The organism is Mesotoga sp. UBA5847, assembly GCF_002432735.1.
Lineage (GTDB): Bacteria > Thermotogota > Thermotogae > Petrotogales > Kosmotogaceae > Mesotoga.
Map to the genome: position 1 here is coordinate 1 of NZ_DJGL01000018.1, position 20,176 is coordinate 20,176.

Consider the following 20,176-nt stretch of genomic DNA (forward strand, 5'->3'; position numbering starts at 1 on the left):
ATCCTCGCTCTGGAACGAAGAATTTTCCTCGGAGAACGGTGAACTGTTCAACGGAGAACCAGTTTCACTTTGCTCTTTCCAACCCCCTAATCCGCTACCCCCCCCCCGCCCCGGTTTTCATAGAACATTCTTTCCTTTACATTTTCCTTCGAAGAAATCTATTGATCTTTTCAGAATCGTCTTCTTGAGGAGTATTGAGGTCAAATGGCCTGTAGGCATCCATCGGAGTGTCGAATTTGGTATCCTCTCTGAGAGTTCCTTTGTGGAGCGTCTGGGGACGAAAATGTCGAAGAGGGCACCGTTTATGAGAGTCGGACACTTGACAAACTTCGCGAATGTCAGTGGGTCGTACTCAAAGCAAGATATTGGAGCACTGCCGATTTCCAGCTCAGGGCCCTCCAAGGAACGGATGTATCTCTCGTGGTCTTCACCATGCAGTTTCTTGCATTTCTCCTTGTTGCAGGACCCGTCCTCTTCGTATTTGACTCTCATCACACCTGTCACGAAGCTCTTCCAGGTTATGTGGTAGAAATTCCCGCCCGTGACGACGAGCGAGAGTGCGCAGATCGACCTGTCGAGTGCCGCCGTTATGACAGATATAAACCCTCCGAAGCTGTATCCCATCAGAAAGTAAGGGGGAGGGCACTCCCATTTGAGGTAATTCAAACATGTAAGACCGTCAACAACCGCGTTTTCAAAACGCTCCCTAAGCACATCTGTTCTAGGATCGAGAAACAGCTCTCCCGATCTGTAGCCTATGGGGGTTCTTTCGAAATGATAGGGAAGTATCATCATAGCACCGGCGTAACCCGTCTTCGCAAGGTTTTCGGGAAACCACCTCAGGTAATCGAGGTTCTTTTCCCCCCTTCCATGAAAGAAGAGAACAGTCCCCTTTCTTCCTCCTTTGTAAAGGTATAGAGGAAGATCTCCGTTCTCTGAAAAGCCACTCGGATAGTTGGACTTCAGAATTATTCTCGAGCCTTTATCGCTATCGGATCTCTCTATTATTTCTGGATGATCGGAATAACGTCTTGCAAAAACCACATTCTCCATTTACTTCTACCTCAACAAAATTATATAATAATTCGATAAGCTAACCTGTACCCTTGGGAGGAATCAATGAACACTCTAGCAGTTGCAGTAGCTATCGTTGTCTTAATTGTATCTCTAAAGATCCTCAAAGACATTTCCTTGTCGCTTTTGATCTCGGTCATTGGTCTTGGTATTGTGCTAATGATCTCCCCGGCAAACTATCTTAGCGCGTTCGTTGAAGAGATTACAGACTGGGAATTCTGGAAGGTTATCATTACAGTCTTCTCGATTTATCTCATGGGAGAAACAATGGACAAGAGTGGCAACTCTTCAAGGTTTGTGAAAGCCGTTGAAAGGCTTTTCCCCGAGCCAAGAGTCTCGATAGCCCTTATGCCGGCAATAATCGGTCTTCTTCCAATGCCTGGAGGGGCGATGTTTTCTGCTCCAATGGTGAAAGATCTGGCAAGGGCCGATCCCACGATTTCCAATGAAGACGGACTAGTGTTCAATTACTGGTTCAGACACGCGATGGAGTTTTTCTGGCCGCTCTATCCAGCCCTCGTAATTGCCTCGGGGATATCTAGAATCAGTTTGAACACACTGGTAATATGGCTAATGCCCATTGGGGCCGTTGCGCTTGTTGCGGGCTATCTACTTATGATTCGCAAACCTATTAGAATCCGTTACAGCCATTTCGCGATGAGAGAGCTTATTATCAGCGCGTGGCCGATTATCGCCGTGATCGTGCTTGTAATTCTCAATCAGCCAGGGTGGCTGGCAGTTCTGGGAACCTCGATAGTATATATGCTTATAAACAAAAACAAGAAGAAGGTTCTCGTTTCTTCTTTGAAATACAAGACTTTCATTCTTCTTCTAACAGTATTCTTCTACAAGAACCTCGTTGAGACCGTCGGGATTCCACAATCTATGGGTTCGGAACTTACGGCCTGGTCGATTGCACCGCTGACTCTCGTAGTACTTCTGCCCTTTCTCATGGGATTCATGACTGGGGTAACTCAGGCCGGCGTCGGACTCAGTCTTCCACTGATTCTAAGTATGGGCAACGGTTATGGTACACTCTCTACAACGATTCTCGCCTACACTTTTGCAGTTGTGGGAGTTCTTGTTTCACCAGTCCATCTCTGCCTAGTATTGACGAGCGAATACTTCAAGGTAGAGTATCCAAGAATTGTGAGGAGAATTGCCGTTGCCACTTTGCTATCAATAACGGCAAGTGTAGTTGTCTTTGTACTCCTTAAGTCAACTTGAATTAACACAATTCCGGAGCTTTGTAGGGTATACTGTTACTTGCTTCAAAGATGACTGGAGGTGAGAATAGTTGAAAGAATACTCCGTTGTCCTATCGAACGTGACGAAGGTCTTCGATAACTCCTTTACAGCTGTGGACAACGTTTCTCTTAAGATAGAACAGGGTGAGTTCTTCTCTCTTCTTGGGCCCTCCGGTTGCGGAAAGACAACTATTCTAAGAATGATAGCCGGGTTTGAGGACCCTACCTCCGGCAATATAACTCTCAATGGCAAGAACATAATTGGAACTCCTCCCAACGAACGAGAAGTAAATACCGTCTTTCAAAATTACGCACTCTTTCCTCATTTGAGTGTTTTTGAGAACATAGCCTTCAGCCTGAGACTCAGGAAGGAACCCGAGAATGAAATCCGGCGCAAGGTTAAGGAAATGATAGATCTTACCCGCCTCAACGGACACGTTGAAAAGATGCCCTCACAGCTCTCCGGAGGTCAGAAACAACGCGTGGCGATCGCAAGAGCCCTTGTGGGAAACCCTGCCGTGTTGCTGCTTGATGAACCTCTCGCCGCACTGGACGCAAAGCTTAGACAGCACATGCTCGTTGAGCTTGACACGATACATGATGAAGTGGGGATCACCTTCATATATGTGACTCATGATCAGAGCGAAGCCATGTCGATTTCCGACCATGTGGCCGTGATGAACGATGGAGAAATTATTCAGCTGGGGACTCCCTTCGAGGTCTACGAGAGCCCGGTGAATGCTTTTGTTGCTAATTTCATTGGAGAGACGAATTTCTTCACCGGGAACGTCGAGAAAGTAGAATCCGAATACTTCCTGCTGGTTACCGAGAGATTCGGAAAAGTCTGGTTCTACAAGGATATGGAAGTAAGAGAGGGGCAGGAAATACAGGTCTCATTGAGGCCCGAGAAGGTGAAGATTACAAAGGACAAACCCGTTGTCCCCGAAGGCGCCAAGCTCAACGTCTTGAAGGGAGTGGTCGACGAGACCATTTATCTTGGAAACCAGACGAAGTACACCGTAGCTATCGGCGAATACTATATGAAAGCGTTCAAGCAGCATGTTAGATATCTGCTAGACGAAGTTATCATCTCCTGGAAAGATGATGTCTTTGTCTGGTGGTTCGCAGATGATAGCTACGTTCTTAGGGAAACGGGCGGTGTTCCAGTTGAAGAGTAATCGGAATCTGGCCGGATTCCTCGTTTCGATGCCTGGAGTTCTCTGGTTGACGGTTTTCTTTCTGATACCATATTTCATCATCATACTGTACAGTTTCCTGACGTCGGGAATATATGGTGGAGTTGAGCTTCCATTCACTTTGGAAAGCTACACTAGGATGCTGGGTAACGCAGGGTACTGGCAGATACTTTGGAAGACTGTTTGGATTTCTCTGGTTGCCACCGTGATTTGCCTGGGAATCGGTTTGCCGACTGCCTACTTCATAGCGACATCGAAGAGAAGCAACCTCTACCTCACTCTTGTTATCGTTCCTTTCTGGACCAACTTCCTCGTAAGGATATTCGGCTGGATGGTCATTCTGGGCAGAAACGGGGTTATTAACTCTTTTCTGCAGCTGTTCGGTCTTGAAGAGCCTCTTACTCTAATGTATACAACAGGGGCGGTGATCCTTGTCATAGTGTATATGTATCTCCCCTATATGATTCTTCCTCTTTATAGTGCAATAGAGAAGTTCGACTTCCGGCTTATTGAGGCTGCAATGGATCTAGGAGCGAAGAGAACCGAGGCCATCTTCAAGGTTCTTATTCCTTCCATTAGAGGAGGCATTATAGCGGGAATCATTCTAGTTTTCATTCCCGCTCTCGGCTCATACGCGATTCCCGATCTGGTCGGCGGAACGGATGGAGCTATGCTCGGAAACCTTATTGCAAGACAGCTTACTGTGGCAAGAGACTGGCCGTCTTCCTCGGCGATCTCAATGATCTTCCTGCTGATATCTACGTTGGGCCTGCTGGTCTACATGAGAATAAACAAGGTACAGAATAAGAGGCGGCTTACGATCCGCGAAAACTATATGAGAGAGGAAGAGATCTGATGGAGACAAAGAAGGTTATTGGAAGACGTAGATTCTCCATGACGATCACAACGCTGGCCTTCGTCTTTCTCTATTTGCCGATCGTGGCGCTTATTGTACTCTCTTTCAACAGCGCAAGACAGGGAGTTACTTGGACGGGCTTCACCCTGAAGTGGTATTCCGAGTTGTTCAGACAGGCAGATGTCTGGAGGGCATTTCTCAATACGGTAATAATCGCATTGACCTCTTCTCTGGCCGCCACAGCGATAGGAACGTTCTCAGCTATGGCTCTCTACTGGTATCAGTCAAGGCTGAAGGGTTATCTGGGCATTCTTGTGTACACGCCTCTGATAATCCCGGACATTTTGATGGGAGTCTCGATGCTGATCTTCTTCGTCGCCGTCGGCGTTCCTCTTGGCCTTTTTACGATCTTCGTGGCACACGTTACTTTCTGTGTCTCTTACGTTACCGTAACGGTTATGACCAGACTTGAAGACTTCGACTATTCTGTGGTTGAAGCTGCAAGAGATCTTGGAGCCAAAACCCATGAGGTCTTCAGAAAAGTGATCGTTCCAATTATCATGCCCGGAATCATCGCCGGTTTCCTGCTCAGTCTCACTCTGTCAATAGACGACTTCGTAATAACATTCTTCGTCGCCGGCCCGGGATCTACAACACTGCCTTTAAAGATCTATTCAATGATTAAGTTCGGGGTCTCCCCGGTAATAAACGCGCTTTCCACACTGCTTCTGGTTGGTACTATGTTTATTTCCTTCTTTGGAAGCAGATTCAGAAAGCTAATCTTCTAGGAGGTGGGATTATTGATTAAGAGATTTACCATTACAGCTGTTGTGCTTCTGGTTGCCGCGCTGATGCTAGGTCAGGGAAATCTGATCATCTACGGCTGGTCGGATTACATACCAGATGAGGTTATCGAGGTTTTCTCTCAGGAGTACGGCATTAGAGTGACTTATGACACTTACGATTCAAATGAGACGATGTTTGCAAAGCTCAAAGCAGGTGCCCGCGGCTACGATCTTGCTATGCCTTCGGCCGATTACACAAGCATAATGATCAAGGAAGAGATGCTGCTCACGATAGACAAGTCGCTGGTCCCCAATCTTGCCAATATTGATCCCAATGTCATAGAAAAGATGTATTACGACCCCAACAACAACTTCAGCATCCCCTATATGGTAGGAACAACGGGAATTGCTGTCAATACGAAGTACATCAAGAGTTATCCGAGGTCGTGGAAGATCTTCGAACTGCCTCAACTTCAGGGAAAGATGACAATGCTCGACGACATGAGAGAGGTCTTTGGGGCCGCCTTGAAGTATCTCGGATACTCGGTCAACACGACCGATGTCAGTGAGCTTCAGGAAGCAAAGAACCTAATCCTGAACTGGAAGAGAAATATCGCCAAGTTTGATAACGAGCTCTTTGCCAAAGGAATAATCTCCGGTGAGTTCTGGGTAGTCCACGGATACGGAGAAAACATCTTCTATGAGGCAACCGAAGAAGAGCTTAAGGACATCGATTTCTTCATTCCCTTTGAGGGCAGTACGATGTGGATCGACAGTTTCGTTATTCTAAAAGGCTCGAATAACGTTGAGAACGCTCATCTGTTCATAAACTTCATTCTGAGACCCGAGATAGCGGCTATGATCTCAGACTATCTACTTCTTCCCTCTCCAAACGTGCCTGCTAGAGAGCTTATGGAGGAAGAGCCCGTCTACACCTTTGAAGAAATGGAAAACACCGAATTGATCAAAGATCTCGGGCCGGACCTTAGACTTTACAACACTCTGTGGAACGAGATTCGTTTCGGTCTCTAGTGTGGATACTCTGAAGATTCTTTGGGAGTCACATATCTTTGATAGTTTGCGTTGACCTGTGCTAGACTCTACAGGTCATGGAATTTGAAGAGGTGGTTCATGATTTCCATTGCAGATTTCGGAAGCAAGCTCACCAATAACATATCGAAAGTGATAGTAGGCAAAGAACCTATTATCGAGAGAGTTCTCGCAGTCCTTCTAAGCGGCGGCCACGTCTTGATAAACGATGTACCCGGAGTTGGGAAGACGATGTTGGCCAGAAGTCTGGCCATTTCCCTGGGACTCGATTTCAACAGACTGCAGTGTACTCCCGACCTTCTCCCAGGAGACGTTACGGGCATCAGTATTCTTAACCTCAAGACCAATGAGTTCACATTCAGAAGGGGGCCGGTTTTCACCCAGATTCTTCTCATCGACGAAGTGAACAGAACAACTCCGAGAACGCAATCTGCCCTACTCGAAGCTATGGCAGAGAGACAAGTCACAGTAGACGGCAAGACCTTCAATATGGAGCATCCCTTCTTCGTTATTGCGACTCAAAATCCCGTCGAATTTGAAGGGACTTTCCCTCTTCCCGAAGCTCAACTGGATAGATTTTCCATATCTTTGACAATGGGCTACCCAGGCGAAGAAAGCGAGAAGAGTCTTCTTAAGGGAATCTTTCGGGAGCATCCGATAGCTTCGTTAGGATCTGTTTCCAATTGCGAGGAGTTGAACGAAGTCCTTCGGCTGGTCAAAGAGGTCGCAATTGAGGACTCCCTTCTCGGGTATATTGTCTCCATTGTCAATGCAACAAGAAGACACAAAGATGTTCAGCTAGGCTCTAGCCCAAGAGGTTCAATCGCTTTGATGGAAACCGCCAGGGCTCTAGCCGGACTGAGAGGCAGGGATTACGTCATTCCCGACGATGTAAAGGAAGTGGCTCCAGATATTCTCTCTCACAGAATTATGATCAAGCCAGAAGCCCGTCTCATGAGGAGATCCAGCAGAGAAATCGTTCTTGACATCGTCGAGTCTGTACCGATCCCTATAGACTATGAAGAGGCTTGAACTCGAGGAGATAAACTCGAAAGGAAAACCGCTAATAATAATGACGGCAGTTTCCATTTGCTGGTCGATATTGTTCTTCAACGCGTATTCGGCAACATTCCTCACTCTCTCGGCAATTGTATGGCTCTATTACTGCATCACAAGAGCGACTATAAGAAAGCTAGTTATCAGTCGTTCCCCGGATAGAGAAAGGCTTTTCTCCGGTGAATCTCTCACTGTTGAATACACAATCGAAGGTGGCTCTCTGGTATCTCTTAACTGTACTATATTTCCTGTCATAAGAGCGGAGAGAGAATACCTTGGATCCGAGGAGAGTTCAGTAATCCTTTCTTCGGACAATAACTCCGTAGTAGAAACTAGGCTGACTTTCAGGAAGCGAGGTAAGAAAGATATATCGCGTGTAGTTCTCATTTCAAGAGATACGCTTAGGTTTTTCTCGCACACTGCAACATATTCGGCAGTCGAATCCGTTCTTGTGCTTCCAAGAGTCCTGAATCTCGATTCCTTTCCCCTGAGACTCAGAGAACTCCTTCCAGGTAAGCGGAGCGATTTCCAGTTGATGGAGGACCCGGTCGATTTCAAGGGTATTAAGGAGTATGAAAGAGAGCCTCTTAACAGGATCCACTGGAACGCATCTGCCAGGCTCGGAAAACTCATGAGCAAGGAGTTTGGCTACACCGCCGTTAGCAAAACCCTGCTCTACCTCGACCTCAACCTTTCAAAGGAGATATTCGCCCGCGATGTGTGGGAGAAAATCAGAATCGACTATGAAGAGATCGCAGTCCAGCTTGCTCTTGGTCTTGTCAGGTTCTCATATGAAACTGGAGGAAGTATAGGACTCGTAGTTGTCGGTGAGAAGATACTTAGGCTGAGCGATTCGGGCCGAGACTGGACAGACTTCGCCGAAGCGCTCTCCGAAAGTAAAGGCAGTGATCAGGGCCCCCAGCTTCCAGATGTTCTGGAAGGAGATCTTGAACGCTTCGATCCCTCAACTACGGTCGTAATAGTCTCGCTTTATCTCGGAGAGGAGATCCTGCCGCATCTGCTTAAAGCAAGGTCACACTCTAGCCGTGTAGTTGTTATTATTGTTCCGTTCAATCCCAGAGAACCGTGGACCAAACGTACTATCTCTTACCAAATGCTTCCCAGAACTATCGAAGAGCTCAGAAGGCGTGCCGCCCTTCTTGAACAGGAACAGATAATCGTACGTGTCGTAGGGGACAATCAGTCGATCCAGGAGGTGCTGATCGATCTTGAGAATCGATAGAACCTCGCTGACGGGGGCCGCTACAGTCTTTTTGATCTGCTTCGTGCAGTTGTTCTTCGCTGGAGGAGCCGTTTTTGCCGTCTGTCTTGCTGGACTTGTAGCCTTTCTCTTTTACCTCGGACGAACAAAGACGGGGTGCAGCGTCTACTTGCTTCTTCCAATCCTGCTATTCACAACAACTATTCTGTTGTTTGGAGTTTTGAGAAGCGGTTTAGCTCTTTCGGTTTCCGCACTGGGAGCTATGGCAGGAATCGTTCTCTCGATGGACAGAAACGAATACATCTCAGTTGCAGGAGTCTTCATTGTGGGAGTTTCTCTTTCGGTTAGTCCCGTTCTACACCACACTGGAGCCTATGTCACTCTGATATTGATATTCGTAAGACTGCTTCTAATACCGAAGGCACCAAGAGTCTTCCTTACTCTAGCGGTCCTTCTTCCTCTGCTGACCATAGCCCTTCTGGGCGATTACAGAGGAGGGTTGATTCCTTCAGCAAACAGAGCCGCTGTCTCTGAGGTCTCAGAAAGCGAGATAGAGTCTTCGAGAGACGAGGAGCAACCTTCATTCTTCTCTGAAGAAGCAGAATCTTCAATGGCACAGAGAGCCGACGGCGGTTTTGAAATCGCTATTCCAGAAGAGGTCCCCGAAGTCGGCTTCATAGATTCTATCTTTCTCTTTGGGTTCTACACAATCATCCTGATTCTCGTGATTTCAGTGGCAAGGAAGGCTCTGAGAGAATTCAAAGGGTGGGTACGACTTGTTCCGCCTCTTATGATATTGGTATCTGTAGTTGTAGTTCTTGTCGGGGGTTTCATGTATCTAAGATCGTTACCTCTTTCAGAAGATATCGTATTTGGAACAGGCGGTATCTCCAGCGATCTTTCAACTTCTATGCCTTCCTCTGGAGGGGAAGTTGCTCGGCAGGAGGAAGGCGAGCCTCCGTCTGTAGAGACTGCCAGTGCCGGGCTGTCGTTCTACTTGATCCTAAGAGTTGCCACCCTCACCGGTATAGCCCTTCTCTCGGCGGCTCTTGCCTACATGGTATTCTTTATCACTAGAAGACGCCAGATGAATCCTTCGACGCCTGAGGCAGAAGAACCAATCGAGGAGGAAGTGCATCGCATTGTAACCGAACTCCCCGCATATGAAGAAGGGAAGGAGTTCATAATATCAGCTTATCAATGGCTCAGAGAAATGTACTTTAGCGATTATCGTCAGCTGACTCCGTATGAACTGGTCTGGCAAACAAAGGGCATAACAAAAAGTCTGTTGACCAAACTGACAGCGATATATGTTCCTGTCAAGTATGGAAATCGCGATCCGGAAAGAACCAGCTGCGAGAAATTCGAAAGACTTTTCTTGAAACTAATTAAATCGCTGGAGACGGCTATCAATGGCATGTAAAAGATTTTACGGATTTAGTTTTGGTGATTGTTTCAAAGACAAAATGCCTGAATATTAGAAATAGTCAAATTAATCTTGCGGTCAACTTGCATTTTATTCGAAAGTCTGTGTTATAATCAATCTGTCCAAAGGACACTATCGCTTTGCAAGTGGTGCAAGGTAGTTTTAAGGAGGAACATTTAGGTATGACAGGAACAGTAAAGTGGTTCAACGGAACAAAAGGTTATGGATTCATTACTAAGGATGACGGTGGGGATGTTTTCGTTCACTTTTCAGCTATTGAGATGGACGGTTTCAAGACCCTTGACGAAGGACAGAGAGTCGAATTCGATGTTGAAGACGGTCCAAAGGGTCCTCAGGCAGCAAAAGTTAGAATTGCGAAGTAATCGATTGTCCATATAGGAACCGGATCGCCCGCTTTTAGCGGGCGATTTTTTTGTCGCTCTCCCTTATGATCATCTGACTAATCATTCATCCTTGTGCTAACATATCAATAATCAAACTAAACAACGGGAGGAAATGATGGACTCCAGATCAATGAATCTACTTGACGGAACCATGTTCTTCAGTGCCTTCTCTTCGGGTGCTACGGCTGTTATCAAGGAGCAAAACTATCTGAACAAGATAAACGTCTTCCCGGTCGCAGACGGTGACACCGGAACTAATCTCGCCTCAACGATGAAGTATATACTTGAGCTCACCTCTGTCTCCAAATCGATAGGCAAGACGACCAGATCAATCGCTGATGCTGCTTTAATGGGTGCGAGGGGAAATTCAGGAGCGATTTTTGCCCAGTACATGCATGGGCTCAGTACTGCAATAGGAAATCGTGAAAGCATAGACAGGCAGACTTTCGCACGAGCGGCTCAAGAAGCAATATCCTACGCTTATAACGCAATGGTTACTCCAGTTGAAGGAACTATGCTGACCGTTATGAAAGACTGGGCCGATGCTCTCAGTACTATTGACGGTTCCGACAAATCGCTGCTTGAAGTGATAACTCAGTCTCACGCAGTCGCTCAGAAGTCGCTCGAGGAAACCCCTGAGAAACTCTCCATACTGAAAAAGGCCGGCGTAGTCGATGCCGGCGCAAAGGGCTTTGTTGCCTTCATCGAAGGGATCAAAACCTTTCTAAGCGGCAAGGGTGTGAATCTCGAAGATGAGATAATCCCTGATGTTGAGCTAAGAAGTCACGTTCACATCGACGAAGGGAACATTGAGAATAGATTCTGTACTGAAGCGATAATTGAAGGTACTAAACTAAATATCGAAGGAATTAAGTCAATCATTAGCGAATCTGGAGACTCCGCTCTTGTTGCCGGCACCGAGAGCAAAGCAAGAATTCACGTTCACACAAATGAACCGGCAGAGTTGTTTTTTAAACTGAAGGATTTTGGAAATGTGACTCAGCAGAAGGTTGACGACATGGAGATGCAGTATAGAGTTAGCCAGAAACGGAAATACCCAATCGCTCTCGTAGTTGATTCGGTATGCGATTTGCCGAAGGAAGTGATAGACTACTACCAGATTCAGATGGTTCCTCTTTATCTGAACTTTGGTCAAAGCCAGTATCTGGACAAGATAACCATGAAGGCCGATCAGTTCTATTCTTTGCTCGATTCCGCAGATGAATACCCCGTTTCAGCACAACCTGGTATGAACACTCTCCAGAATCTTTACCACTTTCTAGGAACTCACTATGACTCAATAATCGCCATTCATGTCTCAGACAAACTCAGTGGCACGTGGAACGCAAGCACCAAAGCCGCCGAAAAACTAAAGAAGAAGATCAGTGTTATCAACTCCCGCCATGTTTCCGGATCGATCGGCCTGCTCGCACTGAAGGCCGCCCGGATGATCGAAGAAGGGAGTGTCCACGATGATATCGTCGAGACGATCGAGTCCCTGACAAAAAACACAAGGATCTTCGTAAGCGTCAATACTCTCAAATACATGGTGAAAGGCGGGAGGGTAAGCCCCGTTCTTGGACTTGTGGGAAAGGTGATGAATTTGAAGCCAATAGTCTCAGTTGACAGAGAAGGCAATTCAAAGCTTTATGGAAAGGCCTTCAGCAAGTTGGGCAATATGAAGAAGATACTTGGATTCGTCGAGGAGCTGAACAGCAAGTGCAACGTTGTCTCATACAATATAACCCATGCCCACGCTCATAAAACGGCAAAGGCTTATGAAGACAGTCTGACCAAACTGCTCGGCAGGAAGCCTGAATACATAATGGAGGTCTCTCCCGTTGTCGGCATCAGCGCGGGAGTTGGAGCTATAAGCGTTTCAGTTCTTTGCAAGAGCGACACATGGGCCCCCGATGTAAGAATCAAGTGAGGTGCAATGATGGCATATGTGATCCTTTTCAATGCTTTAGTCGTAGTCGCCTACATGTCTGCATTCTTCGTAATCGGGACAGCGAAGAAGGATAACTCTGTCGTAGACATCGGCTGGGGTGCCGGGTTCGTTGTGGTGGCCTTTTTCACGCTCTTCGTGTATGGTGAGTTCAACGCCAGGCAGATAATCACAACCACGCTGATCACATTCTGGGGAACGAGGCTGAGTACCCACATATTCAGAAGGAATTGGGGACGGGGAGAGGATTTTCGCTACTTACAGATGAGGGAGAAATGGGGAGACAAGGTACTTGTAAGATCCTTCCTTCAGATTTACATGCTCCAGGGGTTTTTCATGTTAATAATATCGTACTCCGTCATGTTGATAAATAGCCATTCAGGCCGGGAATTTGGGCTTGCCGATATACTCGGCATTTTGATATGGGCCTCCGGGTTTGCTGTCGAATCGATCGCCGATGCTCAGCTAAAGGCTTTTGTGAAAACCAAGAAGCCGGGAGAGGTTATGACTGGAGGACTGTGGAGGTACTCTCGGCATCCAAACTATTTCGGAGAAGCCGTGCAGTGGTGGGGCATTTTCGTGATTGCCCTTTCTATCGATGGCGGACTTTGGGCTATCATAAGTCCGATAACCATAACCATACTGTTGAGATTCGTCTCGGGGGTACCTTATCTGGAGAGGAAGTACAGAGATTACCCTGCTTTCAAAGAGTACTTGAAAGAGACCAACGCCTTCATTCCCTGGTTCCCACGAAAGAAGTAGCGTGATTGACATGGAAGTTGTTTACTCCGCCATCTTCGCTTATCTAGTAGGATCTATTCCAACAGCGTTTCTTTTTGGGAAGATTCTCTATGGGTTTGATATAAGAAAGCAGGGCACAGGAAACATGGGCGCCTCAAATATGGTGGCCGTTAAAGGCTGGAAGATTGGCATACTAACAGGGGCAATTGACTTCATGAAGGGAATGGGCACGATTCTTATAATCAAAGGGCTCTCAGCTCATTGGACATATCAGATGCTCTTCATTGCGGCAAGTTTCGCGACAATCGGCCACATGTATCCCATCTTTCTGAAGTTCAGGGGTGGTAAGGGAACCGCCACATTGGCCGGTGGCCTCGTAGGTCTTGATTACCAGGTCGCGCTGATCTGTATGGTCATACTTCTCGCTTTTATCGCGATTACGGACTACGCGGCTCCGGGTGTTATCGCCGTCTCTTCAGTAATGATCTTCCTTTTCAGAATCTTCGGGTACAGATGGGGAATATCTCTTCTGCTGATACCCATTGCAGTGATTATGATAGCTAGAAATCTCGAGAATATCCAAAGGATTTTGCGGGGAGAAGAACCGGGGCTGAGAGCGCACATAAGAAAGAAGAGAGAGGGCCCGCAACGGGGAGCCTAAAGGTAAATGTTTTCAGATACCCAGGTACACCTTCCGTACTTCTTCGCTTTCGAGCAATTCTTTTGCCGGTCCTTGAAGGGTAATCCTTCCCGTTTCAAGGACGTAAGCGAATCTTGATATCTCCAACGCCTTTGCTGCGTTTTGTTCTACGAGTAGAATCGTCACGCCTTTCGAATTCAATTCATGAATCGCTTGAAAAACCTCTTCGACGACAATCGGCGCTAGACCAAGTGAAGGTTCATCCATCATAATCAGATCTGGGTTTGCCATAAGACTGCGGCCTATCGCCAGCATCTGTTGTTCTCCACCAGAGAGCGTCCCGCCCAGTTGCTTAAGTCTCTCTCTCAGTACCGGGAAGAGGGATAAAACCGTATCGAAGTTCGCTTCGATTTCCGATTTGTCTTTTCTGTTGTATGCACCCATTAGAAGGTTTTCCCTAACCGTAAGATTCGAAAATATTCTTCTTCCTTCAGGCACGAGAGATATTCCTCTTCTTGCTGTTCTAGCGGCACCAAGTCGGTTTATGCTATTCCCTCTGAACGATACGGATCCTCCGGATGGTCTTATCAAGCCGCTGATAGCTCCAAGCGTTGTGCTCTTGCCGGCTCCGTTTGAACCGATTATTGTCACAATACTGCCTTCTTCTATGGAGAGGGTAATACCCTTAACGGCTTTAATAACTCCAAAGGAAACCTGAAGTTCTTCTACAGTGAGGATTTCACTTCCCAAGGGTAACCCACTCCCTTCCCAGATAGGCTTCGATAACCTTCACATCCTTCTGAACAAAGGCGGGATTTCCTTCACTAATCGTCCTCCCATGGTCTAGAACCATGATTCTCTCACATAGACCCATCACAAGCTTCATGTCATGCTCTATGAGCAATACGGTTAAGCCAAAGTCGTCCCGGATTCTCCTTATGGTATTCACCAGGCCAATTGTCTCCGAGGGATTCATTCCGGCGGCCGGTTCGTCTAGAAGGAGTAGAGTTGCACCCGTAGCCATGGCTCTTGCAATCTCAAGAAGTCTTTGTGAACCATAAGGAAGAGAGCTAGATTTCTCGTCTGCATGTCCGTCAAGATCAAAAACGCTCAAGAGCTCCACCGCCTTAGATCTCATTTCACTTTCCTTTTGCGAATAGCCGATTCTTGAAACGCTCTTGAAGAACCAGCTCATAGCCTCTCCATTGCTGGCAATAGTATGATGCTGAGACACCATAACATTCTCGAGAACTGTGAGATCCTTGAACAATCTTATATTCTGAAAAGTCCTGGCAATTCCATTTCTGGTAATTCTGTCCGGCGGCAGTCCCGTTATCTCTTTCTCCTTGAATAGAACTCGCCCCTCTGTTGGCCTGTAATGGCCGGTAATCATGTTGAATACTGTCGTCTTACCGGCTCCGTTAGGTCCGATAAGCCCGAATATCTCTCTTTCCTTTACCTCAAGACTTACCTCTCCTATGGCTGTGAGTCCTCCAAACTTCATCGTAATATTATCTAGAGTCAAAAGGCTCATTTCTTTTCTCCTCTCCTGAAGATCGAGACGAGCCCCTCCCAGGAGAACTCGCTCCTTCCCATTATTCCTCTGGGCCAGAAGATCATTATTATTACAAAGAGGCCGGAGAAAACAAGCATTCTCATCCCGCTCATCCCCACGATTTTGAAGCCAAATAGATTCATGGGACCTTCTAGGAATCGCAGCCATTCGCTCAAGAATGCGAATAGCGCACCCCCTATAATCGCTCCTGTTATGCTCCCCAGACCTCCAAGCACGATCATTATCAGCACATTGAATGTGAGAAGGATGCCAAAAGTGTTTGTTCTGGGATCTATTGTGCTTAGCCAGTGCCCGTACAGAGAGCCTGAGATACCCGCAAAGAACCCTCCTACTACAAATGCCATCAGTTGATGTTTAAAGACGTTGATACCCATAGCCTGAGCCGCTACTCTATCTTCTCTAATAGCTCTCAAGGCCCTTCCAAAGGTGCTGTAAGAAAGACTCATCACACATGCGACTGTCACGAGTAGCCAACCCCATGCCCACCAAACATTTGAGTAATCGGGAAGTGCCTTCAAACCGAGTGCCCCGTTAGTGATCGAATTGAGATTGAGAGCGAAGATTCTTATTATCTCGGAGAAACCGAGAGTTGCAATAGCAAAGTAGTCACCGGTGAGCCTAAGAGATGGCCATCCGATGAAGAAGGCGAACAATGCAGCAACCAAACCCGCAATTATCGTCGCCCAGAAAAATGGGATCTGGATCGAATTTAGGGGCCAGATCAGCTTCTCGATTAGAAAAGTCATCTCCTTCTGCTGGGGAGAGAGAGTCAAAAGGGCCGAAGTGTATGCACCAAGTGCAATGAAGCCGGCATGCCCAAGGGAGAAGACACCAGAAATGCCATTGACAAGTGTGAGGCTTACCGCCATTATTCCATATATTCCGATTAGAGTTATTATTCTCGAATAGTAGCTGTTCAGCAGTTCCTGCGAGAGAAACAAGAGAAGCGCTATCACCGGCAGGGCAGACAGCGTGAGTAGAGTCTTGGTCTTTTTCGACATACCAGTCACACCTTCACTATTTCCGGTTTACCCATGAGCCCTGAAGGCTTCACAGAAAGGATAACAATCAGAATAATGAAAGCGAATGCGTCCCGGTAACCTGCTGCTCCAGGCATTATCCCGACCATCATTACTTCGGTTATTCCAAGTATCAGCCCACCGAGCACCGCTCCCGGTACCGACCCTATCCCGCCAAAAACGGCGGCGACAAACGCCTTCATTCCAGGTATGAATCCCATGTAAGGCCACACCTGTGGATACCTGATCGCCCAGAGTATGCCACCAATTCCCGCAAGCGCCGAACCTAGAGCAAACGTCATTCCAATCACTTTATCAACATTCACGCCCATTAACGACGTTGTCTGGATATCTAGAGAAACGGCTCTCATCGCCATCCCAACTTTCGTCTTGAAGATGAACCACCAAAGAAAGACCAGTGCTATTGCAGCAACGATTAGCGTTATGAGGGAGATGACGGGGAATCTTATTCCTCCAACTATCACTTCTCTGCCGTACTTCATCTCGATCTGGCCACCGATTATTATCATCTCGTTCAAAGACTGAGGGAAGATGGTTCTGAAGGATCTGGGAATACCCGAAAAGATGACGACGGCAAGGCTTTCGAGGAAGAAAGAGACCCCGATTGCAGTTATTAGCGCAGATATTCTCGGTGCATTCCTTATCGGCTTGTAGGCGATCCTGTCAACCGTGAATCCAAGAAGTGCCGCACAAGAGATCGCGAATACCGCGGCCAGATACCACGGTAGCTGCGCCAGGGTCACAAAGAAAAACGCGAAGTAGACAGCCATCATGAAGATATCTCCATGAGCAAAGTTGATCAGCCTCAAGATTCCGTACACCATCGTATAACCTATGGCTATCAATGCGTAGAGGGAACCAAGGCTGAGACCGTTGACAAAGTTCTGTAAGAGAGTCTTAGGATCCAAGTTCACACCTCCGGCCGATTGGAAAGAGAAAGAAGAGGGCGGGGCCGATTAAAGCCCCGCCTGCTCTATGGATTGATCGTTGTATCGTACACGAACTTCCCGTCTTCGATCCTTACAATCGCTACGGACTTTATCGCATCGCCATTTTCATCAATCGTGATTATCCCCGTCACGGCAGGAAAATCCTTTGTCTGTCTAACGGCCACGGCAATGGCTTCTCTATCTGTGCTCCCCGCACGTTCTATTGCGTCCCTTACAACGAGATAAGTATCAAACCCGAGGGCAGTGAATGTTCCTGGTGCTTCGCCGTACTTCGCAGTGTACGCTTCGACAAAGAGCTTTGCATTCTCAGTCAGCGCAGGGCTTCCGGCATCGTAGTGAGTGGTGAAGTACAAACCGTTGACTGCATCTCCTCCGATTTCAATCGTCTCGGGAACGGCCGCGCCGTCACCTGCGATTATCGGTTCGTAAAAACCCAGTTGCCTTGCCTGGATGGCAATAAGGGCTATCTCTTGATAGTATCCGGGAATGAAGAAGGCACCGGCTCCTTTGAAAATAGCATCTGAGATCTGAGCAGTGAAGTCCTGATCTCCAGATTTGTAATACTCGTAGAAAACGCTCCCCCCGAGCTCAAGTGCAGTCTCTTTGAAGTAATTCGCGAATCCGACCGCGTAATCCTGCTCAACGTCTACGAAGACGGCAACATTTTCTGCACCCATGTTGTTGAATGCAAGCAAAGCTGCCGCGACTCCCTGGAATGGATCGCTGAAGCAGACACGAGAAACATACTTCTTGTCTTGCGTTACGAGAGGATTAGTTGAACTTGGTGATACCATCGCGACTCCGTTCTCTTCTGCAACCGTTCCCCCTGCGATCGTGTTCGAACTTATCACCTGGCCGATAATCGCAACTACTTTTTCCTGTTCTATTGCGCGGCGGGCGGTGTTAACGGCCTGAACCTTGTCGGAGTTGTTGTCAAGCAAGACAATTTCGATCTTTTCCCCAAGTACTTCTGGAAAGAGCTCATTAGCGAGCTCGACACCCTGCCAAATCATCTGGCCAAAGGCGGCGACTCCACCCGTCATTGGAAGAATAGCTCCCACCTTGATTGAAGCAAGTGCTGACACGGAAAGAATTACGACTAAAAGAATTACAAAGAGTTTTCTCATACTTCTACCTCCTCCTGAAGTGGTTACAAGTGAATGAGACTAACCCAGTAAATGTAAGATCTCAACAAATCCCAGCAGGTGCCAAATTCAGAGTTCTAAGCTAATTATTCCCCCGAAAGTACGCCTAACTAGCTTGAACGAAGATATACGAGCTCTTGCATGTTGTACGAATACTACCACTAAAGACAATAAGGAAATATGAACAAGTGCAACAACGAAGCGAATTTTGGTAACATATCGAAGACATCGGGTGTAAGCGGATGTAGTCGCCTCTGAATAGACTTGACATTGCGACTTCTATATTACAGGGTTCAGCCAGCCTTTCCTCAGAATAACAACGGCCGCAACAAGAGCAATTACAAGATTGCTGATGAGCATTGCGTACCAGATTCCAGTGGTTCCAAGAGAGAGACCAAACATATATATCAATGGGAGACGGATAGCCCACAATCTTGAGATGTTAAGTACCATAGACTGCACAGTGTGACCTGACCCCCTCAAGGCCATATCAAATATGTTGTAACTAGCAAAGAAGGGTACCGAAAAGGAGACTATCCTGAAGTACTTCTCGCCTTCGATAAGAACGAGCGGGTCGTCTATGAAGAATGCGGTGACTTCCTTTCCGAAGAAGAATGTCCCTGTGCAGATTATTCCAACAATCAGCACATTTATTCCCGTCGCTTTCCATACAACTGAATAAGCATCATTCTTCCTTCCGGCCCCGAGATACTGCCCAACCATCGATGATGTTGCCTGAGATAGGCCAAATGAGAACATCGTTGCAAGCGATGTTATTCTGTTGCCTACACCGAGAGCGGCAGTTGCCACGGAGCCGAATCTGGCAACTATCGAAGTTATTATCAGAAAGGCAAGTGCCGTTATCGACTGTCCGGCCGAAGACGGCAGACCTATTCTCAGAACTCTAATAAGAGTATTCCTCCTTGGCCAGAGATCTTTCAACTGGACTTTGAACCCTCTCTTCCCCTTGAACAAAATGACTGTCGCAACTATTACTATAAGTCCTCTGGAAACAACTGTAGCAAGCGCCGCCCCAAAGACCTCAAGTCTCGGAAAGCCTATTCCGAAGATCAGAAGTGGGTCGAGTACTGCATTCATCGATACGGAAACTCCCATCAGATACATCGGGGTTTTCGTGTCTCCTATGGCAGTGAAGAGTGAGTTGAAGGTGAACATTGTGAAGGTAAACGGAGCTCCAAGGAAGATAGTTCTCATATAAGTATTTGTCACCGAGAGAAGCTCGGGTGGAATGCTGAGAAGCTTCAAGACCATTTCGGAAAAGACCGCTCCAAGAAGACCTACAACAACGGCAACAATGAAACTTATCGATATTACCTGTCCGGCGACATGAGAAGCCTCTTCTTTTCTGCCCGCTCCGATATTCTGAGAGACAAGTGCGAGCGCGGCTACGGCAAGTCCGCCACCGATAGAAATCAGAAGAAATATCGCTGGCCACGCAATCGTCGGTGCAGAGATCTCTACCTTCCCTAGTTTTCCAAGCCAGTAAGCATCAACCATGTTGTAGACTGTTTGAAATAACATGGTGATAACCGCTGGCCAGGACAATTTCAAGAGAGCGGCCATCATCTTCTCATTCAGTATATTGACTCGTTTCATGTTCACTCCTATGATTTCGAATGCGTACCAATTCATTTATAACATATTCGTTACGAAATACGAAGCGAAGCCGAGGTTAGAGGACGGTGGTCAGAGGTTTGAAGAACAACGAACTAGATGGAAATTGCGCGCCAGTGATACTTTTGCACGCCGCCCGTGGTAGGGGGTTGGTAAGAGCAAAAGATCAGTTGCAAGATGCAGAA

At 47.1% G+C, this 20,176-nt stretch carries 19 protein-coding genes; 12 read left to right on the forward strand and 7 right to left on the reverse strand.

Translation table 11 applies throughout. The features are described 5' to 3' along the window. Nucleotides 1–117 precede the first annotated feature (117 nt). Nucleotides 118–1,053: an alpha/beta hydrolase family protein gene (locus B3K91_RS02390; RefSeq protein WP_214060318.1), complete on the reverse strand. Its 936-nt coding sequence runs from the start codon at nt 1,051–1,053 to the stop codon at nt 118–120. Between the two features lie 66 nt (nt 1,054–1,119). Here B3K91_RS02390 and B3K91_RS02395 point away from each other — a divergent pair, with 66 nt between their 5' ends. From B3K91_RS02395 to B3K91_RS02450, 12 genes are all read left to right on the forward strand, one after another. After that, the gene (locus B3K91_RS02395; protein WP_214060317.1) at nt 1,120–2,301 is read left to right on the forward strand and encodes a DUF401 family protein; all 1,182 of its coding nucleotides are present in this window, start codon (nt 1,120–1,122) and stop codon (nt 2,299–2,301) included. A 70-nt stretch (nt 2,302–2,371) separates the two neighbouring features. Continuing rightward, nucleotides 2,372–3,499 (forward strand): ABC transporter ATP-binding protein, encoded by a 1,128-nt coding sequence (locus B3K91_RS02400; RefSeq protein ID WP_099828615.1) that lies wholly within the window; start codon nt 2,372–2,374, stop codon nt 3,497–3,499. Beyond that, complete coding sequence (locus tag B3K91_RS02405; protein WP_292589897.1) at nt 3,489–4,373, forward strand: ABC transporter permease; 885 nt, start codon at nt 3,489–3,491, stop codon at nt 4,371–4,373. The genes B3K91_RS02400 and B3K91_RS02405 overlap by 11 nt, the downstream gene beginning before the upstream one ends. Next, nucleotides 4,373–5,161, forward strand: coding sequence for an ABC transporter permease (locus B3K91_RS02410; RefSeq protein ID WP_099828613.1), 789 nt, complete (start codon nt 4,373–4,375; stop codon nt 5,159–5,161). Before B3K91_RS02405 ends, B3K91_RS02410 begins: the two co-directional genes overlap by 1 nt. A 63-nt stretch (nt 5,162–5,224) precedes the next feature. Next, a complete protein-coding gene (locus B3K91_RS02415; RefSeq protein ID WP_414674202.1) occupies nt 5,225–6,190 on the forward strand; it encodes an extracellular solute-binding protein in 966 nt (321 codons plus the stop codon). A gap of 99 nt (nt 6,191–6,289) precedes the next feature. Then, nucleotides 6,290–7,240, forward strand: a complete 951-nt coding sequence (locus B3K91_RS02420; protein ID WP_292589895.1) for an AAA family ATPase — start codon at nt 6,290–6,292, stop codon at nt 7,238–7,240. Beyond that, nucleotides 7,227–8,507: a DUF58 domain-containing protein gene (locus B3K91_RS02425; protein WP_214060295.1), complete on the forward strand. Its 1,281-nt coding sequence runs from the start codon at nt 7,227–7,229 to the stop codon at nt 8,505–8,507. The genes B3K91_RS02420 and B3K91_RS02425 overlap by 14 nt, the downstream gene beginning before the upstream one ends. Then, nucleotides 8,494–9,909 carry a hypothetical protein gene (locus B3K91_RS02430; protein ID WP_292589894.1) on the forward strand — a complete coding sequence of 472 codons (1,416 nt, stop codon included), beginning with the start codon at nt 8,494–8,496 and terminating at the stop codon, nt 9,907–9,909. The genes B3K91_RS02425 and B3K91_RS02430 overlap by 14 nt, the downstream gene beginning before the upstream one ends. A gap of 185 nt (nt 9,910–10,094) precedes the next feature. Then, the gene (locus B3K91_RS02435; protein WP_099828610.1) at nt 10,095–10,295 is read left to right on the forward strand and encodes a cold-shock protein; all 201 of its coding nucleotides are present in this window, start codon (nt 10,095–10,097) and stop codon (nt 10,293–10,295) included. A gap of 136 nt (nt 10,296–10,431) precedes the next feature. Continuing rightward, nucleotides 10,432–12,246, forward strand: coding sequence for a DAK2 domain-containing protein (locus tag B3K91_RS02440; protein ID WP_292592984.1), 1,815 nt, complete (start codon nt 10,432–10,434; stop codon nt 12,244–12,246). A 6-nt stretch (nt 12,247–12,252) separates the two neighbouring features. Beyond that, complete coding sequence (locus B3K91_RS02445; protein WP_292589891.1) at nt 12,253–13,026, forward strand: DUF1295 domain-containing protein; 774 nt, start codon at nt 12,253–12,255, stop codon at nt 13,024–13,026. A 10-nt stretch (nt 13,027–13,036) separates the two neighbouring features. Beyond that, nucleotides 13,037–13,666, forward strand: coding sequence for a glycerol-3-phosphate acyltransferase (locus tag B3K91_RS02450; RefSeq protein WP_292592997.1), 630 nt, complete (start codon nt 13,037–13,039; stop codon nt 13,664–13,666). 12 nt (nt 13,667–13,678) lie between these two features. On the opposite strand, the gene B3K91_RS02455 is transcribed toward B3K91_RS02450, so the two are convergent. The 6 genes from B3K91_RS02455 to B3K91_RS02480 form a co-directional block, all read right to left on the reverse strand. Continuing rightward, entirely contained in the window at nt 13,679–14,395 is a 717-nt protein-coding gene (locus B3K91_RS02455) for an ABC transporter ATP-binding protein (protein ID WP_292593935.1), read from the reverse strand. Beyond that, nucleotides 14,385–15,179: an ABC transporter ATP-binding protein gene (locus B3K91_RS02460; RefSeq protein ID WP_292592990.1), complete on the reverse strand. Its 795-nt coding sequence runs from the start codon at nt 15,177–15,179 to the stop codon at nt 14,385–14,387. Before B3K91_RS02460 ends, B3K91_RS02455 begins: the two co-directional genes overlap by 11 nt. Further along, on the reverse strand, nt 15,176–16,222 hold the full coding sequence (locus B3K91_RS02465; RefSeq protein ID WP_292592992.1) for a branched-chain amino acid ABC transporter permease: 1,047 nt from the start codon (nt 16,220–16,222) through the stop codon (nt 15,176–15,178). The genes B3K91_RS02460 and B3K91_RS02465 overlap by 4 nt, the downstream gene beginning before the upstream one ends. Before the next feature lie 5 nt (nt 16,223–16,227). Beyond that, entirely contained in the window at nt 16,228–17,169 is a 942-nt protein-coding gene (locus B3K91_RS02470; protein ID WP_292593936.1) for a branched-chain amino acid ABC transporter permease, read from the reverse strand. Between the two features lie 65 nt (nt 17,170–17,234). Continuing rightward, nucleotides 17,235–18,338 carry an ABC transporter substrate-binding protein gene (locus tag B3K91_RS02475; protein WP_214061539.1) on the reverse strand — a complete coding sequence of 368 codons (1,104 nt, stop codon included), beginning with the start codon at nt 18,336–18,338 and terminating at the stop codon, nt 17,235–17,237. 297 nt (nt 18,339–18,635) lie between these two features. Then, nucleotides 18,636–19,973: an MATE family efflux transporter gene (locus B3K91_RS02480; RefSeq protein WP_214061538.1), complete on the reverse strand. Its 1,338-nt coding sequence runs from the start codon at nt 19,971–19,973 to the stop codon at nt 18,636–18,638. Between the last annotated feature and the right edge of the window lie 203 nt (nt 19,974–20,176).

Bases quoted from the DNA above. Each gene is read 5' to 3' on its own strand.
- B3K91_RS02445 (WP_292589891.1), top strand. From the start codon at position 12,253: ATGATGGCATATGTGATCCTTTTCAATGCTTTAGTCGTAGTCGCCTAC.
- B3K91_RS02475 (WP_214061539.1), bottom strand. From the start codon at position 18,338: ATGAGAAAACTCTTTGTAATTCTTTTAGTCGTAATTCTTTCCGTGTCA.
- B3K91_RS02440 (WP_292592984.1), top strand. From the start codon at position 10,432: ATGGACTCCAGATCAATGAATCTACTTGACGGAACCATGTTCTTCAGT.
- B3K91_RS02450 (WP_292592997.1), top strand. From the start codon at position 13,037: ATGGAAGTTGTTTACTCCGCCATCTTCGCTTATCTAGTAGGATCTATT.
- B3K91_RS02420 (WP_292589895.1), top strand. From the start codon at position 6,290: ATGATTTCCATTGCAGATTTCGGAAGCAAGCTCACCAATAACATATCG.
- B3K91_RS02425 (WP_214060295.1), top strand. From the start codon at position 7,227: ATGAAGAGGCTTGAACTCGAGGAGATAAACTCGAAAGGAAAACCGCTA.
- B3K91_RS02465 (WP_292592992.1), bottom strand. From the start codon at position 16,222: ATGTCGAAAAAGACCAAGACTCTACTCACGCTGTCTGCCCTGCCGGTG.
- B3K91_RS02480 (WP_214061538.1), bottom strand. From the start codon at position 19,973: ATGAAACGAGTCAATATACTGAATGAGAAGATGATGGCCGCTCTCTTG.
- B3K91_RS02395 (WP_214060317.1), top strand. From the start codon at position 1,120: ATGAACACTCTAGCAGTTGCAGTAGCTATCGTTGTCTTAATTGTATCT.
- B3K91_RS02460 (WP_292592990.1), bottom strand. From the start codon at position 15,179: ATGAGCCTTTTGACTCTAGATAATATTACGATGAAGTTTGGAGGACTC.
- B3K91_RS02390 (WP_214060318.1), bottom strand. From the start codon at position 1,053: ATGGAGAATGTGGTTTTTGCAAGACGTTATTCCGATCATCCAGAAATA.
- B3K91_RS02435 (WP_099828610.1), top strand. From the start codon at position 10,095: ATGACAGGAACAGTAAAGTGGTTCAACGGAACAAAAGGTTATGGATTC.
- B3K91_RS02415 (WP_414674202.1), top strand. From the start codon at position 5,225: ATGCTAGGTCAGGGAAATCTGATCATCTACGGCTGGTCGGATTACATA.
- B3K91_RS02410 (WP_099828613.1), top strand. From the start codon at position 4,373: ATGGAGACAAAGAAGGTTATTGGAAGACGTAGATTCTCCATGACGATC.